This window comes from Streptomyces collinus (genome assembly GCF_031348265.1).
GTDB lineage: Bacteria > Actinomycetota > Actinomycetes > Streptomycetales > Streptomycetaceae > Streptomyces > Streptomyces collinus.
In genome coordinates this window covers 2,003,527-2,019,636 of sequence record NZ_CP133771.1, presented here as the reverse complement: position 1 = coordinate 2,019,636, position 16,110 = coordinate 2,003,527, and the positions used below count along the sequence as shown (strand labels likewise).

General features: G+C 73.0%; 16 protein-coding genes. 4 read left to right on the top strand and 12 right to left on the bottom strand.

The genetic code is table 11. The annotated features are described in order from the left end of the window. The first annotated feature begins 10 nt into the window (after positions 1-10). Positions 11-727, top strand: a complete 717-nt coding sequence (locus RFN52_RS09065; RefSeq protein WP_184844793.1) for a DsbA family oxidoreductase — start codon at positions 11-13, stop codon at positions 725-727. A gap of 96 nt (positions 728-823) precedes the next feature. Further along, the gene (locus RFN52_RS09060) at positions 824-1,876 is read left to right on the top strand and encodes an aminotransferase class V-fold PLP-dependent enzyme (protein ID WP_184844791.1); all 1,053 of its coding nucleotides are present in this window, start codon (positions 824-826) and stop codon (positions 1,874-1,876) included. Between the two features lie 63 nt (positions 1,877-1,939). On the opposite strand, the gene thpD is transcribed toward RFN52_RS09060, so the two are convergent. From thpD to RFN52_RS09030, 6 genes are all read right to left on the bottom strand, one after another. Then, on the bottom strand, positions 1,940-2,848 hold the full coding sequence (gene thpD, locus RFN52_RS09055; RefSeq protein WP_184844788.1) for an ectoine hydroxylase: 909 nt from the start codon (positions 2,846-2,848) through the stop codon (positions 1,940-1,942). Positions 2,849-2,855: 7 nt separating this feature from the next. Continuing rightward, a complete protein-coding gene (locus RFN52_RS09050) occupies positions 2,856-3,254 on the bottom strand; it encodes an ectoine synthase (protein WP_003989364.1) in 399 nt (132 codons plus the stop codon). A gap of 44 nt (positions 3,255-3,298) precedes the next feature. Then, positions 3,299-4,570 carry a diaminobutyrate--2-oxoglutarate transaminase gene (gene ectB, locus RFN52_RS09045; RefSeq protein WP_184844785.1) on the bottom strand — a complete coding sequence of 424 codons (1,272 nt, stop codon included), beginning with the start codon at positions 4,568-4,570 and terminating at the stop codon, positions 3,299-3,301. A gap of 58 nt (positions 4,571-4,628) precedes the next feature. Beyond that, positions 4,629-5,135 carry a diaminobutyrate acetyltransferase gene (gene ectA, locus RFN52_RS09040; protein WP_184844782.1) on the bottom strand — a complete coding sequence of 169 codons (507 nt, stop codon included), beginning with the start codon at positions 5,133-5,135 and terminating at the stop codon, positions 4,629-4,631. A 340-nt stretch (positions 5,136-5,475) separates the two neighbouring features. Then, positions 5,476-6,015, bottom strand: a complete 540-nt coding sequence (locus RFN52_RS09035; protein ID WP_184844778.1) for a DinB family protein — start codon at positions 6,013-6,015, stop codon at positions 5,476-5,478. Between the two features lie 137 nt (positions 6,016-6,152). Continuing rightward, positions 6,153-7,253, bottom strand: coding sequence for a pyridoxal-phosphate-dependent aminotransferase family protein (locus tag RFN52_RS09030; RefSeq protein WP_229856201.1), 1,101 nt, complete (start codon positions 7,251-7,253; stop codon positions 6,153-6,155). A gap of 131 nt (positions 7,254-7,384) precedes the next feature. Between RFN52_RS09030 and RFN52_RS09025 the strand changes: the two genes are divergently transcribed. Both RFN52_RS09025 and RFN52_RS09020 read left to right on the top strand, forming a co-directional pair. After that, positions 7,385-8,476: an amidohydrolase family protein gene (locus RFN52_RS09025; RefSeq protein ID WP_184844773.1), complete on the top strand. Its 1,092-nt coding sequence runs from the start codon at positions 7,385-7,387 to the stop codon at positions 8,474-8,476. Between the two features lie 155 nt (positions 8,477-8,631). Beyond that, on the top strand, positions 8,632-9,552 hold the full coding sequence (locus RFN52_RS09020) for an SCO1860 family LAETG-anchored protein (protein WP_184844770.1): 921 nt from the start codon (positions 8,632-8,634) through the stop codon (positions 9,550-9,552). A gap of 225 nt (positions 9,553-9,777) precedes the next feature. Here the strand turns inward: RFN52_RS09020 and cobC are convergent, their stop codons facing one another. Genes cobC through cobM form a run of 6 tightly spaced genes read right to left on the bottom strand, consistent with a single transcriptional unit; the run spans position 9,778 to position 16,074 of the window. Beyond that, positions 9,778-10,833: an Rv2231c family histidinol phosphate aminotransferase CobC gene (gene cobC, locus RFN52_RS09015; protein ID WP_184844768.1), complete on the bottom strand. Its 1,056-nt coding sequence runs from the start codon at positions 10,831-10,833 to the stop codon at positions 9,778-9,780. Continuing rightward, positions 10,823-11,752, bottom strand: coding sequence for a sirohydrochlorin chelatase (locus tag RFN52_RS09010; protein ID WP_184844765.1), 930 nt, complete (start codon positions 11,750-11,752; stop codon positions 10,823-10,825). Before RFN52_RS09010 ends, cobC begins: the two co-directional genes overlap by 11 nt. After that, entirely contained in the window at positions 11,749-12,336 is a 588-nt protein-coding gene (locus tag RFN52_RS09005) for a precorrin-8X methylmutase (protein WP_184844763.1), read from the bottom strand. Before RFN52_RS09005 ends, RFN52_RS09010 begins: the two co-directional genes overlap by 4 nt. Continuing rightward, positions 12,333-14,024 carry a precorrin-3B C(17)-methyltransferase gene (gene cobJ / locus RFN52_RS09000; protein WP_184844760.1) on the bottom strand — a complete coding sequence of 564 codons (1,692 nt, stop codon included), beginning with the start codon at positions 14,022-14,024 and terminating at the stop codon, positions 12,333-12,335. The genes RFN52_RS09005 and cobJ overlap by 4 nt, the downstream gene beginning before the upstream one ends. Beyond that, positions 14,021-15,259 (bottom strand): precorrin-6y C5,15-methyltransferase (decarboxylating) subunit CbiE, encoded by a 1,239-nt coding sequence (gene cbiE, locus RFN52_RS08995; protein WP_184844757.1) that lies wholly within the window; start codon positions 15,257-15,259, stop codon positions 14,021-14,023. Before cbiE ends, cobJ begins: the two co-directional genes overlap by 4 nt. Then, the gene (cobM, locus tag RFN52_RS08990) at positions 15,256-16,074 is read right to left on the bottom strand and encodes a precorrin-4 C(11)-methyltransferase (RefSeq protein ID WP_184844754.1); all 819 of its coding nucleotides are present in this window, start codon (positions 16,072-16,074) and stop codon (positions 15,256-15,258) included. Before cobM ends, cbiE begins: the two co-directional genes overlap by 4 nt. Between the last annotated feature and the right edge of the window lie 36 nt (positions 16,075-16,110).

Genomic DNA, 16,110 nt, shown 5'->3' with positions numbered 1-16,110 from the left:
GAGCCGAGACATGCGCGTCGAGATCTGGAGCGACATCGCCTGCCCCTGGTGCTACGTGGGCAAGGCCCGCTTCGAGAAGGCGCTGCGGGACTTCCCGTACCGCGACGACGTCGAGGTGGTGCACCGCTCCTTCGAGCTGGACCCGGGCCGCGCCAAGGGTGACGTCCAGCCCGTGATCACGATGCTCACCAAGAAGTACGGGATGAGTGCCGCGCAGGCCGAGGCCGGGGAGGACAACCTGGGCGCCCAGGCCGCCGCCGAGGGCCTCGACTACCGCACCCGGGGCCGCGACCACGGCAGCACCTTCGACATGCACCGCCTGCTGCACTTCGCCAAGGAGCACAACCGCCAGGAGCAGCTGCTCGACCTGCTGTACCGGGCCAACTTCGCCGAGGAGCGCTCCGTCTTCGACGACGACGAGCGGCTCGTGGAACTCGCCGCCGCCGCCGGACTGGAGACGGCGGCCGTCCGGGCGGTGCTCGCCGACGCGGAGGCGTACGCCGACGACGTGCGCGCCGACGAGCGGGAGGCCGCGCAGCTCGGCGCGAGCGGTGTGCCGTTCTTCGTGCTCGACCGCACGTACGGAGTCTCCGGCGCCCAGCCCGCCGAGGTCTTCGCCCAGGCCCTGACCCAGGCGTACAAGGACCGCCCGCCCCTGGAGATCGTCGACGGCGGCGAGGACGCGGACGCCTGCGGCCCGGACGGCTGCGCCGTGCCCCAGCGCTGAAACGCCCAGCTCGGAGCGCATCCATAAGCGCTCCTTAGCGGCATCACGCAGAAATCGGCAATGGACGGGGAGATCCGGGGGACGCAGAGTGGTCCCATGGAGACCTTCGAGAACCTCGTCCGTGCCGAGTTCACCCCGAAGCACACCTACCTCAACACCGCGAGCAACGGGCTGCTGCCCGCCCGTACCGTCACCGCCGTGCAGCAGGCGGTGCGGATGCGCGCCGAGGGCTCGCCCCTGGGTCCCCTCTACGAGGACGTGGAGGCCGCCCGCGCGTCCTTCGCCCGGCTGGCCGGCGTCCCGGCCGAGCGCGTCGCGACCGGGGCCTCGGTCGCCGAGTACGGTGCGCTGATCGCCGCCTCGCTGCCCGCCGGCGCCGAAGTCCTCACGGTGGAGGGCGACTTCGCGTCCCTGGTGAACCCGTTCCATGTGCGCGGCGACCTCAAGGTGCGGGCCGTCCCCCTGGAACGGCTCGCCGAGTCCGTCCGCCCCGGTACCGCGCTCGTCGCGGTCAGCGCCGCGCAGTCCGCCGACGGCCGCCTCGCCGACCTGCCGTCCGTGCGTGCCGCGGCCCGGGCCCACGGTGCCCGTACCTACGTCGACGCCTCGCAGTCGGCCGGCTGGCTGCCGATGGAGGCCGGAGCCGACGACTTCCTCGCCGCCGTCGGCTTCAAATGGCTCATGGGCCCGCACGGGGCCTCGTTCTTCGTCGCCCCGCAGGACTTCGGCGGGCTCACACCGCTGCTCGCGGGCTGGGTCGCCGGTGAGGTCCCGTGGGACAGCTGCTACGGCCCCGTGGCGGAACTCGCCCACTCCGCACGGCGGTTCGACGTCAGCCCCGCCCTCTTCACCTACGCGGGGCTGCGCGCCTCACTGGAGCTGCTGGAAGAGATCGGCGTCGACGTCGTGCACGGCCATGACGTCGGCCTCGCGGACCGCTTCCGTGCCGGGCTCGCCGGGCTGGGCCGAGAGCCGGTGCCCGCACCGGGCTCGGCGATCGTGTCGGTGCCGGGGCTCGGCCACCGGCAGGGCGAACTGAGCCGGGCGGGCATCGAGGTCTCGAACCGGGCCGGGAACCTGCGGGCCGCGTTCCACCTGTACAACACGCCCGCGGACGTGGACCGGCTGCTGGAGGTCCTGGCGGCATGACAGAACCGGGTGGGGCCTCCCGTCCCACACGAGGAGGCCCCACCCGGCAGTTCTGTCACACGGTCACTGCACCGGCGTGAAGTCCCGCGCGCCGATGAACTCCGGCCGCCGCACCGGCGCCGCGAACGGTTCCACCGCCGTGTTCTCCACGCTGTTGAACACGATGAACACGTTGCTGCGCGGGAACGGCGTGATGTTGTCGCCGGAACCGTGCATGGCGTTGCAGTCGAACCACGTCGCCGAACCGGCCTTGCCCGTGAACAACTTGATGCCGTGCCGCGTGGCCATCTGGGTCAGCGCCTCGTCCGACGGCGTGCCCGCGTCCTGCATCTGCAGCGACTTCTTGTAGTTGTCCTTCGGCGTCTCACCCGCACACCCGAGGAACGTCTTGTGCGACCCCGGCATGATCATGAGACCGCCGTTGGTGTCGTAGTTCTCGGTCAGCGCGATCGAGACCGACACCGTGCGCATCCGCGGCAGACCGTCCTCGGCGTGCCACGTCTCGAAGTCCGAGTGCCAGTAGAAGCCGCTGGCGCCGAACCCCGGCTTGACGTTGATCCGCGACTGGTGGACGTACACGTCCGAGCCGAGGATCTGCCGCGCCCGTCCGACGACCCGCTCGTCGCGGACCAGCCGGGCGAACACCTCACTGATCTTGTGCACCTCGAAGACCGTGCGGATCTCCTTGGACTTCGGCTCGACGATCGACCGCTCGTCGGCCCGCATGTCCGGGTCGTGCACCAGCCGGTTGAGCTCGTTCCGGTAGACGGCGACCTCGTCCTCGGTGATGAGCTCGTCGATGGCCAGGAAGCCGTCGCGCTCGAAGGACAGCAGGTCGGCCGGGTCGACCGGGCCCGGGGCGTCGGGTGCGCCCCAGACGACCGGGTCCTGGCGCGGGGTCAGTGCCTCGGTGGCACCGCGACTGGGATAGAGGTCCGGGATACCGGTGGTGGTGTCGGTGGTGGCGGTCATGGAAACGTCACACCTCCTCGGTGAGCAGCGGGTATACGCCGTTCTCGTCGTGGTCCTCCCGTCCGGTCACGGGCGGGTTGAACACGCAGAGGCAGCGGAAGTCCTGCTTGACCCGCAGCGTGTGCCTCTCGTGCCCGTCCAGGAGGTACATGGTGCCGGGCGTGATGGTGTGCGTCAGCCCGGTCTCGTGGTCGGTCAGCTCGGCCTCGCCCTCCGTGCAGACGACGGCCTCGATGTGGTTCGCGTACCACATCGACGTCTCCGTACCCGCGTAGAGGACCGTCTCGTGCAGGGAGAAGCCGACCTTCTCCTTGGCGAGGACGATGCGCTTGCTCTCCCACGTACCGGACGCCGCCTTCACGTGCCGGTCGGTACCTTCGATCTCCTTGAACGAACGGACAATCACGGTGCTGCGATGCCTCCTAGATGGGTGGTGCTCTCGGTGCTGTGTCAGGCGGTCTCTCGGACGGCGCGGGCCAGCATGCTCAGGCCCTCGTCCAGCTCCTCGGGCGTGATGGTGAGCGCCGGGAGCAGCTTCACGACCTCGCTCTCCGGGCCGGACGTCTCGATGAGCAGTCCGAGCTCGAAGGCGCGCTTGGCGACCTTGCCGGCGCGGGCCTTGTCGTGGAACTCCATGCCCCACACCAGGCCGCGGCCCCGGTACTCCTTCACGTCGGCCAGGTTCTCCTCGGTGATGGAGATCAGCGCCTGCTCGACCTGCTCGCCGCGCTTGCGGGTCTGCTTCTCCATGGCGGAACCGTCGGCCCAGTACGTCTCCAGGGTCGCGGTGGCCGTGACGAACGCAGGGTTGTTGCCGCGGAAGGTGCCGTTGTGCTCGCCGGGCTCCCAGACGTCCAGCTCGGGCTTGAACAGGCACAGCGACATGGGCATGCCGTAACCGCTGATCGACTTCGAGACGGTGACGATGTCCGGCACGATGCCCGCCTCCTCGAAGGAGAAGAACGCGCCGGTACGGCCGCAGCCCATCTGGATGTCGTCGACGATCAGCAGCATGTCCTGCCGCTCGCACAGCTCGGACAGGGCGCGCAGCCACTCGGGCCGGGCCACGTTGATGCCGCCCTCGCCCTGCACGGTCTCGACGATCACGGCGGCCGGCTTGTTGAGGCCCGAGCCCTGGTCCTCCAGGAGCCGCTCGAACCACAGGAAGTCCTCGACCGTGCCGTCGAAGTAGTTGTCGAACGGCATCGGGGTGCCGTGGACCAGCGGGATACCGGCGCCGGCGCGCTTGAAGGCGTTGCCGGTCACGGCCAGCGAGCCCAGCGACATGCCGTGGAAGGCGTTGGTGAACGACACGATCGACTCGCGCCCCTTCACCTTGCGCGCCAGCTTCAGCGCGGCCTCCACGGCGTTGGTGCCGGTCGGGCCCGGGAACATGACCTTGTACGGCAGGTCGCGCGGGCGCAGCAGCAGGTTCTGGAAGGCCTCCAGGAACGTGCGCTTGGCGGTGGTCGACATGTCGAGCCCGTGCGTGACGCCGTCCCGCTCCAGGTAGTCGATCAGCGCGCGTTTCAGGACCGGGTTGTTGTGCCCGTAGTTCAGTGACCCGGCTCCGGCGAAGAAGTCGAGGTACTCATGGCCGTCCTCGTCGTACATGCGGCTGCCCACCGCACGGTCGAAGACGGTGGGCCAGCCGCGGCAGTAGCTGCGCACCTCGGACTCGACGGTCTCGAAGACGCTCAGGTCGGGCTGGGTGATGGTCACGACGAATCGCTCCTCGGTACGTGGGGGAAGTCTGCGGGAGTGGGTGGGGCGGGAAGTCTCAGTGGGGCAGGGGGCCGATGCGGTACAGCACCTCTGCGTCGTGCGGCCCGTCGGGGAACAGGCCCGTGTCGAACAGCACCTCGCGCTCCAGCCGGGCGCCGTGACGCTCGGCGAACGACGTGAACAGGCGCTCCGAGGCGGTGTTGCCCGGGGTGATGGTGGTCTCCACCGTCGTCACCTCCAGCTCGGCCGCGGTCCGTGTGACCAGGCCGTCGAGCAGCGCGGCGGCCAGTCCGCGCCCGCGGTGGGCCTCGTCCACCGCCACCTGCCAGACCAGCAGGGTGTGCGGGCTGTCCGGCCGCACGTACCCGGTGATGAAACCCATCGGCTCGCCCTGCTCGTCGCGGGCGACGGCCGAGGTGGCGGCGAAGTCACGGCACCACAGCAGATAGCTGTAGGACGAGTTCAGGTCGAGAACCTTCGAGTCCTTCGCCATCCGCCAGAGCGCGGCTCCGTCAGCCACCGTGGGGCGGTCGATTTGCGGATCTGCTTGTACGGCAGTCATGCGAATTGAACTTACCCAGCGAAATTCAAAATTGCATCGCCGATCGGGGTTACATATGGCCCCCGTCTGTGTTATCGCGCGAGCGCGAGGCTTCACGCATCGAGGCGGCGAGATGCCCGATATTGTCCGGTAATTCCCGGGCAAAATGGTCACAGTGTGTAACGCGTCACAGCCGTGTAGGCCTCCCGGGGGCTGCCAGAATTTCCCCTCGGAGTGTCCTCAAAATCTGCGTGTTTAGGACCGGGAAAAGCGGGCAGAAGAATACGGGAAGCCGTTCTTGAAAGAATTCATTAATTGTGTGCCAGCTTACATGTGAGATAGCACGGAAAGCACGTGGAATTCAGGCCCCGGTCACTCCGTCGATGCGTTCCCGCAGGAGATCGGCGTGACCGTTGTGCCGCGCGTACTCCTCGATCATGTGGATGAGCACCCAGCGCAGACTGACCTCCATCCCGGGCACCGGCCCCTCGGCGACCCGCCCGACGTGGTCCAGCGGCAGCCCGGCGCACAGCTCCCGCCCCCGCGCGATCTCCCGCCGCCAGATCCCGAGCGCCTCGTCGAGCCCGCGCGCCGGATCGAGCGCGTAGCCGGTCGCGTCCTCGAACACGGGCGCCACGGGCACCCCGCCGGCCACCCGCTGAAACCAGTTCCGCTCGACCTCCGCGAGGTGCTGCACCAGCCCGAGCAGGGTCAGCGACGACGGCTCGGCCGCCGCGATCCGCGCCTGCGCGTCGTCCAGACCGGCGCACTTCAGCGCCAGCGTGGCCCGGTGGAAGTCCAGCCAGCTCTCCAGCATGGCCCGCTCGTCACCGGTCAGGTGCGGCACGGGACGGCCGTCGGGGAGGGTCGGAGGGGCTCCGGCAGTTGTGTCAGAGGTCATGCGGGGAGCATGGCACGCACCACTGACACCGTTCCCCGGCCACGGCGCCGACCGGCGTCTTTCAGCCCGGCCGGCGCCGGAGGACGAGGCCGTCCGGGCCGCAGCGGGGGCGAGGCCCCTCCCGCCTCCGCCGACGACTACCGCCACGCCCCCTCGACGGCCCGCAGCGCCGCCTCCACATCCACCGACAGCCCCTGCTCGGAGAGCGCCACGCCCAGCGCCGCCAGACTCGCGCGCACGGCCCCGGGCGTCGCCTCCGCGCCGTAGTGGTTGACCCGGATCATCTCCTTGGCCAGCGCACCCCCGCCCGCGGCCAGCGGCACGGCCGGGTCCGCCGTCAGGGCCCGCCGGACCAGCTCCGACGCCACCAGCCCGGACGGCGCCCGCAGCGTTGTGGCGACGGGCGCCGCGTCCCGCGCCTCGTACACATACGGCTCCAGACCGCCGCCGAGCGCGATGGCACCGGCCCGGGTCGCCGCCGCGGCGGACGCGTGCCGGGCCATCACCGCGTCGAGACCGGCCGCCTCGATCCGCTCCACACACGCTTCCAGGGCCAGCATCTCCAGCTGCGCGGGCGCGTGCAGCAGCGCCTTGCGGCCACCGTCGATCCACCGCTCCTTCCAGTCGAGGAGCGACAGGTACGACCGTCGGGGGGCCTTCGGGTTGGCCGCCATCCGCGCCCAGGCCCGCTCGCTCACCGACACCGCCGACACCCCGGCCGGACCGCCCATCGCCTTCTGCGCGCCGATCACGCACAGGTCCACGCCCCACGCGTCCGGCAGCACCGGCTCGGCCCCGATCGACGCCACGGCGTCCAGGTAGAACAGCGCCCCGTGCGCCCGCACGACCTCGCCGATCTCCGCGACCGGGTTGGTGTTGCCGGTCGCTGCCTCCGCGTGCACCAGCGACACGAAGTCGATCTCCGGGTGCTCGGCGAAGGCCTGCCGGATCTCCTCGGCCGTCACCGCGGTGTGGAAGGGCACCGCCAGGTCGGTCACCGCGGCGCCGCAGTCCCGCAGCCAGTCGCCGAAGGTCTGCCCGTACGGCCCCGTGACGACGTTCAGCGCCGTCGTGCCCGGACCGGCCGCGGCGCGGATCGCGCCCTCCAGCGGCAGCAGCGCCTCGCCCTGCATGATCACGACGTCCTGCTCGGTGCTCAGCAGCCGCGCCACACGGTCCTCGATCGCGGCGAAGCGGTCCGCGCCGAGCGGGGCCAGGTCCAGAAACGGATGCGTCACGGTGGGGCTCTCTTCACTCACAGGTTCGATCGCATCGAGGGTAACCGGCGGCCCTCGCGCCCCCACGCGGCGCGTCCCGGGGACACCATCCCCCTTCGATGCCGGGCGGCCGGCTCACTAAGGTGCGGTACATGAGCGATCGCACGGTGCTGCACGTGAAGGGGCGGGTGCTCGTCGGGCCCGAGGACGTCCGGGACGAGCTGTGGATGGTCGACGGCCGCATCTCCTACGACCGCCCCGCCGGCGCCCGCGACGTCCGCACGGTCGTCGGCTGGGCCCTGCCCGGCCTCGTCGACGCGCACTGCCACGTCGGACTGGACCGGCACGGACCGGTCCCCGAGGACGTCGCGGAGAAGCAGGCCCTGACCGACCGGGACGCGGGCACCCTCCTCATCCGCGACGCCGGCTCGCCTTCCGACACCCGCTGGATCGACGACCGCGAGGACCTGCCGAAGATCATCCGTGCCGGGCGGCACATCGCCCGCACCCGCCGCTACATCCGCAACTACGCCTGGGAGATCGAGCCGGAGGATCTGGTCGCCTACGTCGCCCAGGAGGCCCGGCGCGGCGACGGCTGGGTCAAGCTGGTCGGCGACTGGATCGACCGCGACCTCGGCGACCTGTCCGCCTGCTGGCCCCGCGAGGCCGTCGAGGCGGCGATCGCCGAGGCCCACCGGCTGGGCGCGCGGGTGACCGCGCACTGCTTCTCCGAGGACTCCCTCAAGGACCTCGTCGAGGCGGGCATCGACTGCATCGAACACGCGACGGGCCTGACCGAGGACCTCATCCCGCTGTTCGCCGAACGCGGCGTCGCCATCGTCCCGACCCTGGTCAACATCGCCACCTTCCCGCAGCTCGCGGACGGCGGCGAGAGCAGGTTCCCTCGCTGGTCGGCCCATATGCGCAGGCTCCACGAACGCCGCTACGACACGGTCCGGAGCGCCTACGACGCCGGGATCCCGGTCTTCGTCGGCACCGACGCGGGCGGCGGCCTCGCGCACGGCCTGGCCGCGGCCGAGGTCGGCGAACTCGTCACCGCCGGCATCCCGCCCGTCGAGGCGCTCGCCGCGGGCACCTGGACGGCCCGCTCCTGGCTCGGCCGTCCCGGCCTGGACGAGGGCGCCCCGGCCGACCTCGTCGTCTACGACGAGGACCCGCGGGCCGATGTACGGGTGCTGGCGGCGCCGCGCCGCGTGGTGCTGAACGGGCGCGTGGTCGGATAGTCATGACGGTGACGGGGAACGCCTGCGCCGGGAATATTCGAAAACGCCCGTGATCTCGCCACGTTGGAGTGAAGCGGCGTCAGATCGCTCAAGCCACAGGCGCGGTGCGGCGATTCACACCGGGACCCGAGCCGGTTTTCCTGGGAGTCCTGAACGTGAACAGCCTTTCCGTCCGCAAGCCCGCACTTCGTCTCGTGACCGTCGCCACGGCCACGGCCCTCGCCGCCGGACCCCTGGCACTGACCGGTGTGAGCACGGCCCACGCCGCCGACGACCACGGCCGCGCGAGCGCCGCCGTCCTGCGCACCGACCTGGACGTCTCCCCGATGAACAAGCCGGTGAACCTCCCCCTCGCCGTCTCCCTCAACGACGTCCAGGCCCCGCAGAGCGCTGAGAAGACCACGCTGACGGCCACCCTCGACGCGGTGGACGGCGGCCGGCCCTTCAGCGTGCTGCGCGCCGAGGTGGCCGATGCGAGGGCCACCACGACCCCCATGAAGGCCGAGGGGATCACCACCCTGGCCCGCGCCCGCCTCCACGTCCCCGGCCTGCCGCTGCTGTCGCTGATCGAGGTCGAGAAGGTCACCGCCAAGGCCACCTGCGAGGTCGGCGAGAACCCGGTCGCCACGACCGACCTGCCCGGCTCCGTGACCGTGCTCGGCAAGCACGTGACCCTGACCGGCCAAGGCCCGGCGGAAGTCAAGGTGCCGGGCGTCGGCGAGGTGCGCCTGGACCTCGACAACACCCGGACCACGGCCCGGAACGCCGCCGCCACCGCCCTCGAACTCAAGGTCTCCGTGGACCCGTTGAAGCAGAACGTCGCGGAGGTCGACGGCACCGTCACCCTGGCCGAGGCGGCGTGCAGGACACCCCGGCCGGAGGCCGCCGCACAGCCCCCGGCCGAGCAGTCCGCCCCGTCCGCCCCGGCCGCCGCCGTCGAGCCGCAGGGAGCACCCGCCGAGACGAACCTGGCCGAGACGGGCGGCAGCTCCGCCACGCCGTACCTCGTAGGCATCGCGATTGCCCTGCTCGCCGTGGGCGGGGGAGTGCTGTCCCGGGCGCGCCGTCGGGGCTGACCACCGGCGATCCGGGGCCGGCCGGCGGGGCACGGCCATCCTGCCCCGCCCGCCGGCCCGGGCGGCGGCCGGCGTCCGAGAGCCCGGTTCACATCCCCCGGGCCGGCTTCTTCGCCTTCAGACGCCGGCCTGTGGGCCGCCGTCACCGTGCCCTGCTCGCCCGCCGCCCCCGGGACCGCGTCCGGCCGAGACGGTGACGGCCGGGCACCTCCGGGGGCTGAGGTGTCAGTCCGTCAGCGCTCGCTGCAGCGCTCGTAGAAACCCGTCGGTCGTGCTGCGGTCCCGCACCGCCAGCCGGAGCCACTTCTCGTCCAGCCCGGGGAACGTGTCCCCGCGCCGCACGGCGTAGCCGAGGTCGCGCAGGCGCCGGCGGACCGCGGAGGCCCCGTCCACGCGGACCAGGACGAACGGGCCCCGCGCGGGCCCGGCCACCCGCAGCCCGGCCGGGGCGAAGCGGGCGAGGCCCGCCAGCAGATGCGCGCGATCCGCCGCGATGCGGTGCGCCGCGTGGGCCGCCTCCGCCAGGGCCCGTGGCCCCACGCACGCCTCGGCAGCGGCCAGCGCCGGGGTCGAGACCGGCCACAGCGGCTGCGCCCGCTGGAGGTCCTCGACGATCTCGGGCGGCGCCAGCACGTACCCGATCCGCAGCCCGGCCAGCCCCCATGTCTTGGTCAGGCTGCGCAGCACCACGAGACCCGGGACGTCGACACGGCCGGCCAGGGCCTCGCTCTCACCCGGCACCGCGTCCATGAACGCCTCGTCCACCACCAGCACACGCCCCGGCCGGGCGAGCCCGGCGATCGCGTCCGCCGGGTGCAGCACCGACGTCGGGTTCGTCGGGTTGCCGATCACCACCAGGTCCGCGTCCTCGGGCACGGCCGCCGGGTCCAGACGGAAATCGTCCTCCTCCCGCAGCAGCACCCGGCCGACGGCGTGTCCGGCATCCCGCAGCGCCGCCTCCGGCTCCGTGAACTGGGGATGCACGACGACCGGCCGCCGCACCTTCAGCGCCCGCGCCAGCAGCACGAACGCCTCCGCCGCACCCGCCGTCAGCAACACCCGTTCCACCGGCAGCCCGTGCCGCGCGGCCACCGCCGCCCGCGCGGTACGCCCGTCGGGGTAGGCCGCGAGCCCGCCGAGCGACGCGGCGATGTGCTCCCGCAGCCAGACCGGCGGCGTGTCCGCGCGGACGTTCACGGCCAGGTCGACGAGCGAACCGCCGTCGTCCCGGACCTCCGCGTCCCCGTGGTGACGCAGATCGTGCCCGCTCTCAGTGCGCATGCGAGTGAGCGCCGTGGTGGTGCCCGTGGCCGTGTCCGTGGTGGTGGTCGTCGTCGTCCGGGTGGAAGTGCGGCTGCTGCGGCATGCCCACCTTGTCCTCGAAGCCCGGCAGCGCGATGCGGTACACGCACGAGTCGCAGTTCATCCGCAGATCGCCCTTGACGGCCTCCTCGTACCGCTCCCACACCAGATCCAGCAGCTCCGGCTCCGGCCCGATGACGTCGGCCGACAGCACCTCGACCTCCGGGTGCGCGGCGGCCCAGCCCTCCGTCTGGTGCCGCACCCGGTCCGGCAGGATGCCCGTGAACAGGAAGTAGGGCAGGACGACGATCCGCCGGGCGCCCAGCCGCACACAGCGGTCGAGCCCGCTCGGCACGTCCGGCGCCGCCAGCGACACGAACGCCGTCTCGACGCCCGCGTACCCGCGCCCCTCCCACAGCAGCCGGGCCGCCTTGTGCACCTCGGCGTTCGCGTCCGGGTCCGTGGAGCCGCGCCCGACCAGCAGCACCGTCACGTCGGCCCGGTCGCCGGGCGTACGGCCCGCCGACCCCAGGGCCTCGTCCAGCCGCCGCTCCAGCACGTTCAGCAGCGCCGGGTGCGGGCCGAGCGGACGCCCGTACGTGTACGAGATGCCCGGGTGCCGCTCCTTCTCGCGGGCCAGGGCCGCCGGGATGTCGCCCTTGGCGTGCCCGGCGGACACCAGCATCAGCGGGACGGCGGCGAAGCGCCGCACGCCCTGCTCGACCAGTTCGGTGACGGCCTCGCCCAGCGGCGGCGGGGACAGCTCGATGAAGCCGCCCGCGACGGGCAGTTCGGGGTGCCGGGCCCCCAGCTGCCGTACGAAGTCGCGGAACGCCTCGGCTCCGGCGTCGTCCCGGGTGCCGTGGCCGGCGATGAGCAGGGCGGGCGGGGTGGTCACAGTTTCTCCTCGGCGGAAGTGGGGTGGTACAGCAGGGCGTTGAGCGCGGCGGCGGCGACCGCCGACCCGCCCTTCTCGGACACGTTGCTCACGGCGGGCAGGCCGCTCTCGCGCAGCGCGGCCTTCGATTCGACGGCTCCGACGAAACCGACGGGCAGTCCGATGACGAGCGCGGGGTCGGCGTCGAGCGTCAGCAGCTCCTCCAGCGCGGTCGGCGCGTTGCCGATCACCCAGAGGGCGCCGGGACCGACCTGCTCGTAAGCGAGCCGGATGGCGTGCGCAGACCGGGTCAGCCCGGGACCGGACTCGGCGTCCCTCAGACGGCAGACGGTCTCGCGCCGGGTGATCCCGGCGCCGACCATCTCCACGTCCACGACCACGGGCGCCCCGGCGTGCAGCGCAGCGTGCGCCTTCTCCAGGTCGGCCTCGTCCAGGACGAGGTCGCGGGCGTAGTCGAGGTCGGCGGCGGAGTGCACGACCCGCTCCACGACCGCGCGGGTCAGCGGCGGGAAGTGCGAGGTGTCCAGCCGGGCCCGCATGCGCCGGTAGGACTCCACCTCGATGGGATGGACGACACGGTTCACTCGGAGCCCTCCTGCGCCGACTGCCAGCGGTAGCCGCGAGGCGTCACCATGCGCCCCGCGATGTCCCGGGTCGCCGTGTTGCCCACGGTCACGACCGTCATCATGTCGACCGTCGCCGGGTCGAGCGCGCCCAGGGTGGTGAGCCGGCTGGACTCGTCCGGACGCGAGGCGTTGCGCACGACACCGACCGGTGTCTGCGGAGCCCGGTGCTCGGCGAGGATGCCCAGCGCCTTGGGGAGCTGCCAGTCACGGCCGCGCGAACGGGGGTTGTAGAAGGTGACCACGATGTCCGCCTCGGCCGCCGCCCGCACCCGCCGCTCGATGACCTCCCACGGCGTGTGCAGGTCGGACAGGCTGATCGACACGTGGTCGTGGCCCAGCGGGGCGCCCAGGATCGCACCGGCCGCGAGCGCCGCCGTCACCCCGGGCACACCGACCACGTCGATGTCGTCGGAGGCCTCGGCCAGCGCGGGGGAGGCCATGGCGTAGACGCCCGCGTCCCCGCTGCCGATCAGCGCGACGGCCTGCCCCTCGCGGGCCTCCTCGACGGCAGTGCGCGCCCGCTCCTCCTCGGCTCCGAGCCCCGACTCCAGGATCCGGGTGCCGGGCCGCAGCAGATCACGGATCTGGTCGACGTACTGGTCGAGCCCCACGAGCACGGACGCCCGCCGCAGTTCGGCCTTCGCGCGGGGCGTGAGCAGGTCCCGGGCGCCCGGCCCGAGCCCGACCACCGCGAGCCGCCCGCGCCCCGGACGCCGTACGACGGCACAGGTCGCCATGGCCGGGCTCGCGGCCGACTTCCGCTTGGGGACGAGCAGTTCGCCGCCGCCCACGAGCGCGGCGGCCTCCGCGACGGACGGGGTGCCGACGGCCGCGAGCGGGGCGTCGGACGGATTGGGCACGTCGACCCCGGCCAGCTCCTCCGCGGAGTACGTCACCAGCGGCACCCCGAGCCGCCGCGCGGCCTCGACGATGCCGGCCTCCTCGGACTTGGCGTCGACGGTGGCGAGTTCGGCGACGGACGCCACCGACAGCCCGGCCTCCCGCAGGGCGTCCCGGACCAGTCCGAGGACCTCCTCCACGGGGGCGCCCTTCGACGCCCCGACCCCGACGACCAGGGTCGGCGGACGCAGCACGGCCTCGCGCTCGGCCGTCTCCACGAGCCGGTCGGTGAGCCGGATCGTGTACGACCCCTCCTCCGCGACCGGCAGCGGCGGCAGCGGCCAGGCCACCTCGGCCCGCAGCGCCACGGCCTCGCCGTCCAGCAGCGCCCGCGACACCCCGGCGACGTCGCCCTCCACGGGCAGGCCGAGGGTGTCCAGGCCCGCCAGGTCCACGGCGTCCGTGGCCGTCGTCACCACCGGCTCGGCGCCCAGCACGTCACCCACTTCGCGGGCCAGTTCGTTGGCGCCGCCCGCGTGCCCGCCCAGCAGGGACACGGCGAACCGCCCGCCCTCGTCGACGCACACCACGCCCGGGTCCTCGGTCTTGCCGGACAGCAGCGGCGCCACCAGCCGCACCACCGCGCCCGTCGCCAGGAAGCACACGAGCTGCTCGCACTGCGCGAACGCGGTCCGTACGGCGTCCCCGACGGGACCCTCGTACACCCGGGTGCGGTCCGGCCACGCGGCGGCCAGCCGGTCCCGGGCAGCCGCTCCCGCCGCGGTGGCGGAAATGAGGCCGATCACTGGGCGACTCCTTCTTCGACAGCTGCCGGGGGCCGGACGCCCCACAGCAGGAAAACGGGGTTGGTCGCCGCGAGCCGGGTCACGTCCCCGGGCAGCGGCGCGAGCCGCGACGACTGCAGCAGCACGCCGTCGCAGCTGAGACCGGCGCTGGTCAGGGCCTCGCGCGCGGCCGGCACCCGGTCGAGCGCGGCCATGGCGACGACCACCGTGCGCCGGGCACGCCGCGCGCACGCGGCGACGATCGCGGGCAGTTCGCGCCCGCCGCCCCCCACGAACACGGCGTCCGGGGTCTCGGCGAGCTCCGCCAGCGCCTCCGGTGCCGCGCCCCGTACCACCCGCACGTCCACACCGTGCGCGGCGGCGTTGGCGCGGACGCGCTCCACGCCGTCCGCGGTCTTCTCCACGGCGGTCACGGCCGCACCGAGCCGCGCGCACTCCACGGCCACGGACCCCGAGCCCGCGCCCACGTCCCACACCAGGTCGCCCGGGCGCGGCCCCAGCCGGGCCAGGGCAAGCGCCCGCACCTCGAACTTGGTGATCATCGAGTCCCGGTGGGCGAACTCCGCCTCCTCCAGGGCCCAGCCGGCGGGCTGCTCCCCGGGCCCCGCGACCGTCCGCACCGGGCCGAGCGCCCGCGCCTCGTCCAGGCACAGCACCACGTTCACCGCCGTGCCCCAGTCCCGGGCGGCGGCCTCGGCGGGCGTCACCCGCTCCACGCGCTCCCCGCCCGAGCCGAGCCCGGACGCGACGACCAGCACCCGCGCCGTGTCCCGCAGCGCGGCACCCAGCTCCGCCGGACCCGCGCCCGGGCCGGTCAGCACGGCCGTCTTCGGCTGCGCCCGGCACACGTTGACGGCCGTCCGCAGCTCCCGCCCGTGGGCGCTCACCACCACGGCGTCGTCCCACGGCAGGCCGATCCGGGCGAACGCGGTGGCGACCGACGACGCCCCGGGCCGCACGTCCAGCCGCTCCGGCCCGAACCGCTCCGCCAGCACCCGCACGATCCCGAAGAACCCGGGGTCGCCGGAGGCCAGCACCAGAACGGGACGGTCCTTCGCGACGTACTCGCCGATGGTGTCGAGGGCCGGCGCGAGAGGCCCGAGCACGACCCGCTCGGCCGTCTCCGGCAGCCGGGCGGCGTCGAGATGCCGCCGCCCGCCCACCACCAGCTCGGCACCGGCGAGGACGTCGTCGGAAGGCGCCGCCCCCGTCCCCGTGCCGACCACCGTGATCACGTACTCGCCCCCCGCTCGCGCAGCGCCCGGCGGGCCTCCGGGTCCGCCTTGCGGTACCCGTGGAAGTGGCCCGGGTGGTACAGGTGCGAGCGCGTGCCCTGCGCGTCGAGCGCGGGGCCGACCAGGAACAGGGTGTGCTTCCAGAGCTTGTGCTCCTTGACCGTCTCCTCCAGCGTGCCGATCGTGCACTTCACGACCAGCTCCTCCGGCCAGGTCGCCTGGTACGCCACCACGACCGGCGTCGTCGTCGGGTAGCCGCCCTCCAGCAGCTCCCGCACGAGCTGCCCGCTGCGGGCGGCGGAGAGGAACACCGCCATGGTGGTGCCGTGCTTGGCGAACTCCCGGACCTCCTCCCCGGGCGGCATGGGCGTCTTGCCGCCGCCGAGCCGGGTCAGCACGACCGACTGCGCGACCTCCGGGATGGTCAGCTCGCGCTGCGCGAGCGCCGCGACGGCCGAGAAGGAGGACACGCCGGGCACGATCTCGGTCGCGATGCCGATCTCGGCACAGCGGTCGACCTGCTCCTGCGTGCCGCCCCACAGGGCAGGGTCGCCGGAGTGGATACGGGCGACCTTCAGCCCCTGGGCGCGGGCCCGCTCGTACACGGCGACGACGTCCTCCAGGGACATGGTCGCCGAGTCGAGGATCTCCGCGTCCTCACGGGCGTGTTCGAGGACCTCCTCCTGGACCAGGCTGGCCGCCCAGATCACGACGTCGGCCTCGGCGATGGCGCGCGCGGCGCGGAACGTCAGCAGGTCGGCGGCGCCGGGGCCGGCGCCGACGAAGGTCACTTTGCCGGCGGGGGCGTCGGCCATGGGATGGGTCCTCTCGTACAGGGGGTGAAGGGGGGC

Excerpts from the sequence above, each read along its gene's own strand:
- RFN52_RS09065 (WP_184844793.1), top strand. The coding sequence starts at position 11 with ATGCGCGTCGAGATCTGGAGCGACATCGCCTGCCCCTGGTGCTACGTG.
- RFN52_RS09060 (WP_184844791.1), top strand. The coding sequence starts at position 824 with ATGGAGACCTTCGAGAACCTCGTCCGTGCCGAGTTCACCCCGAAGCAC.
- thpD (WP_184844788.1), bottom strand. The coding sequence starts at position 2,848 with ATGACCGCCACCACCGACACCACCACCGGTATCCCGGACCTCTATCCC.
- ectA (WP_184844782.1), bottom strand. The coding sequence starts at position 5,135 with ATGACTGCCGTACAAGCAGATCCGCAAATCGACCGCCCCACGGTGGCT.
- RFN52_RS09035 (WP_184844778.1), bottom strand. The coding sequence starts at position 6,015 with ATGACCTCTGACACAACTGCCGGAGCCCCTCCGACCCTCCCCGACGGC.
- RFN52_RS09025 (WP_184844773.1), top strand. The coding sequence starts at position 7,385 with ATGAGCGATCGCACGGTGCTGCACGTGAAGGGGCGGGTGCTCGTCGGG.
- cobC (WP_184844768.1), bottom strand. The coding sequence starts at position 10,833 with ATGCGCACTGAGAGCGGGCACGATCTGCGTCACCACGGGGACGCGGAG.
- cobM (WP_184844754.1), bottom strand. The coding sequence starts at position 16,074 with ATGGCCGACGCCCCCGCCGGCAAAGTGACCTTCGTCGGCGCCGGCCCC.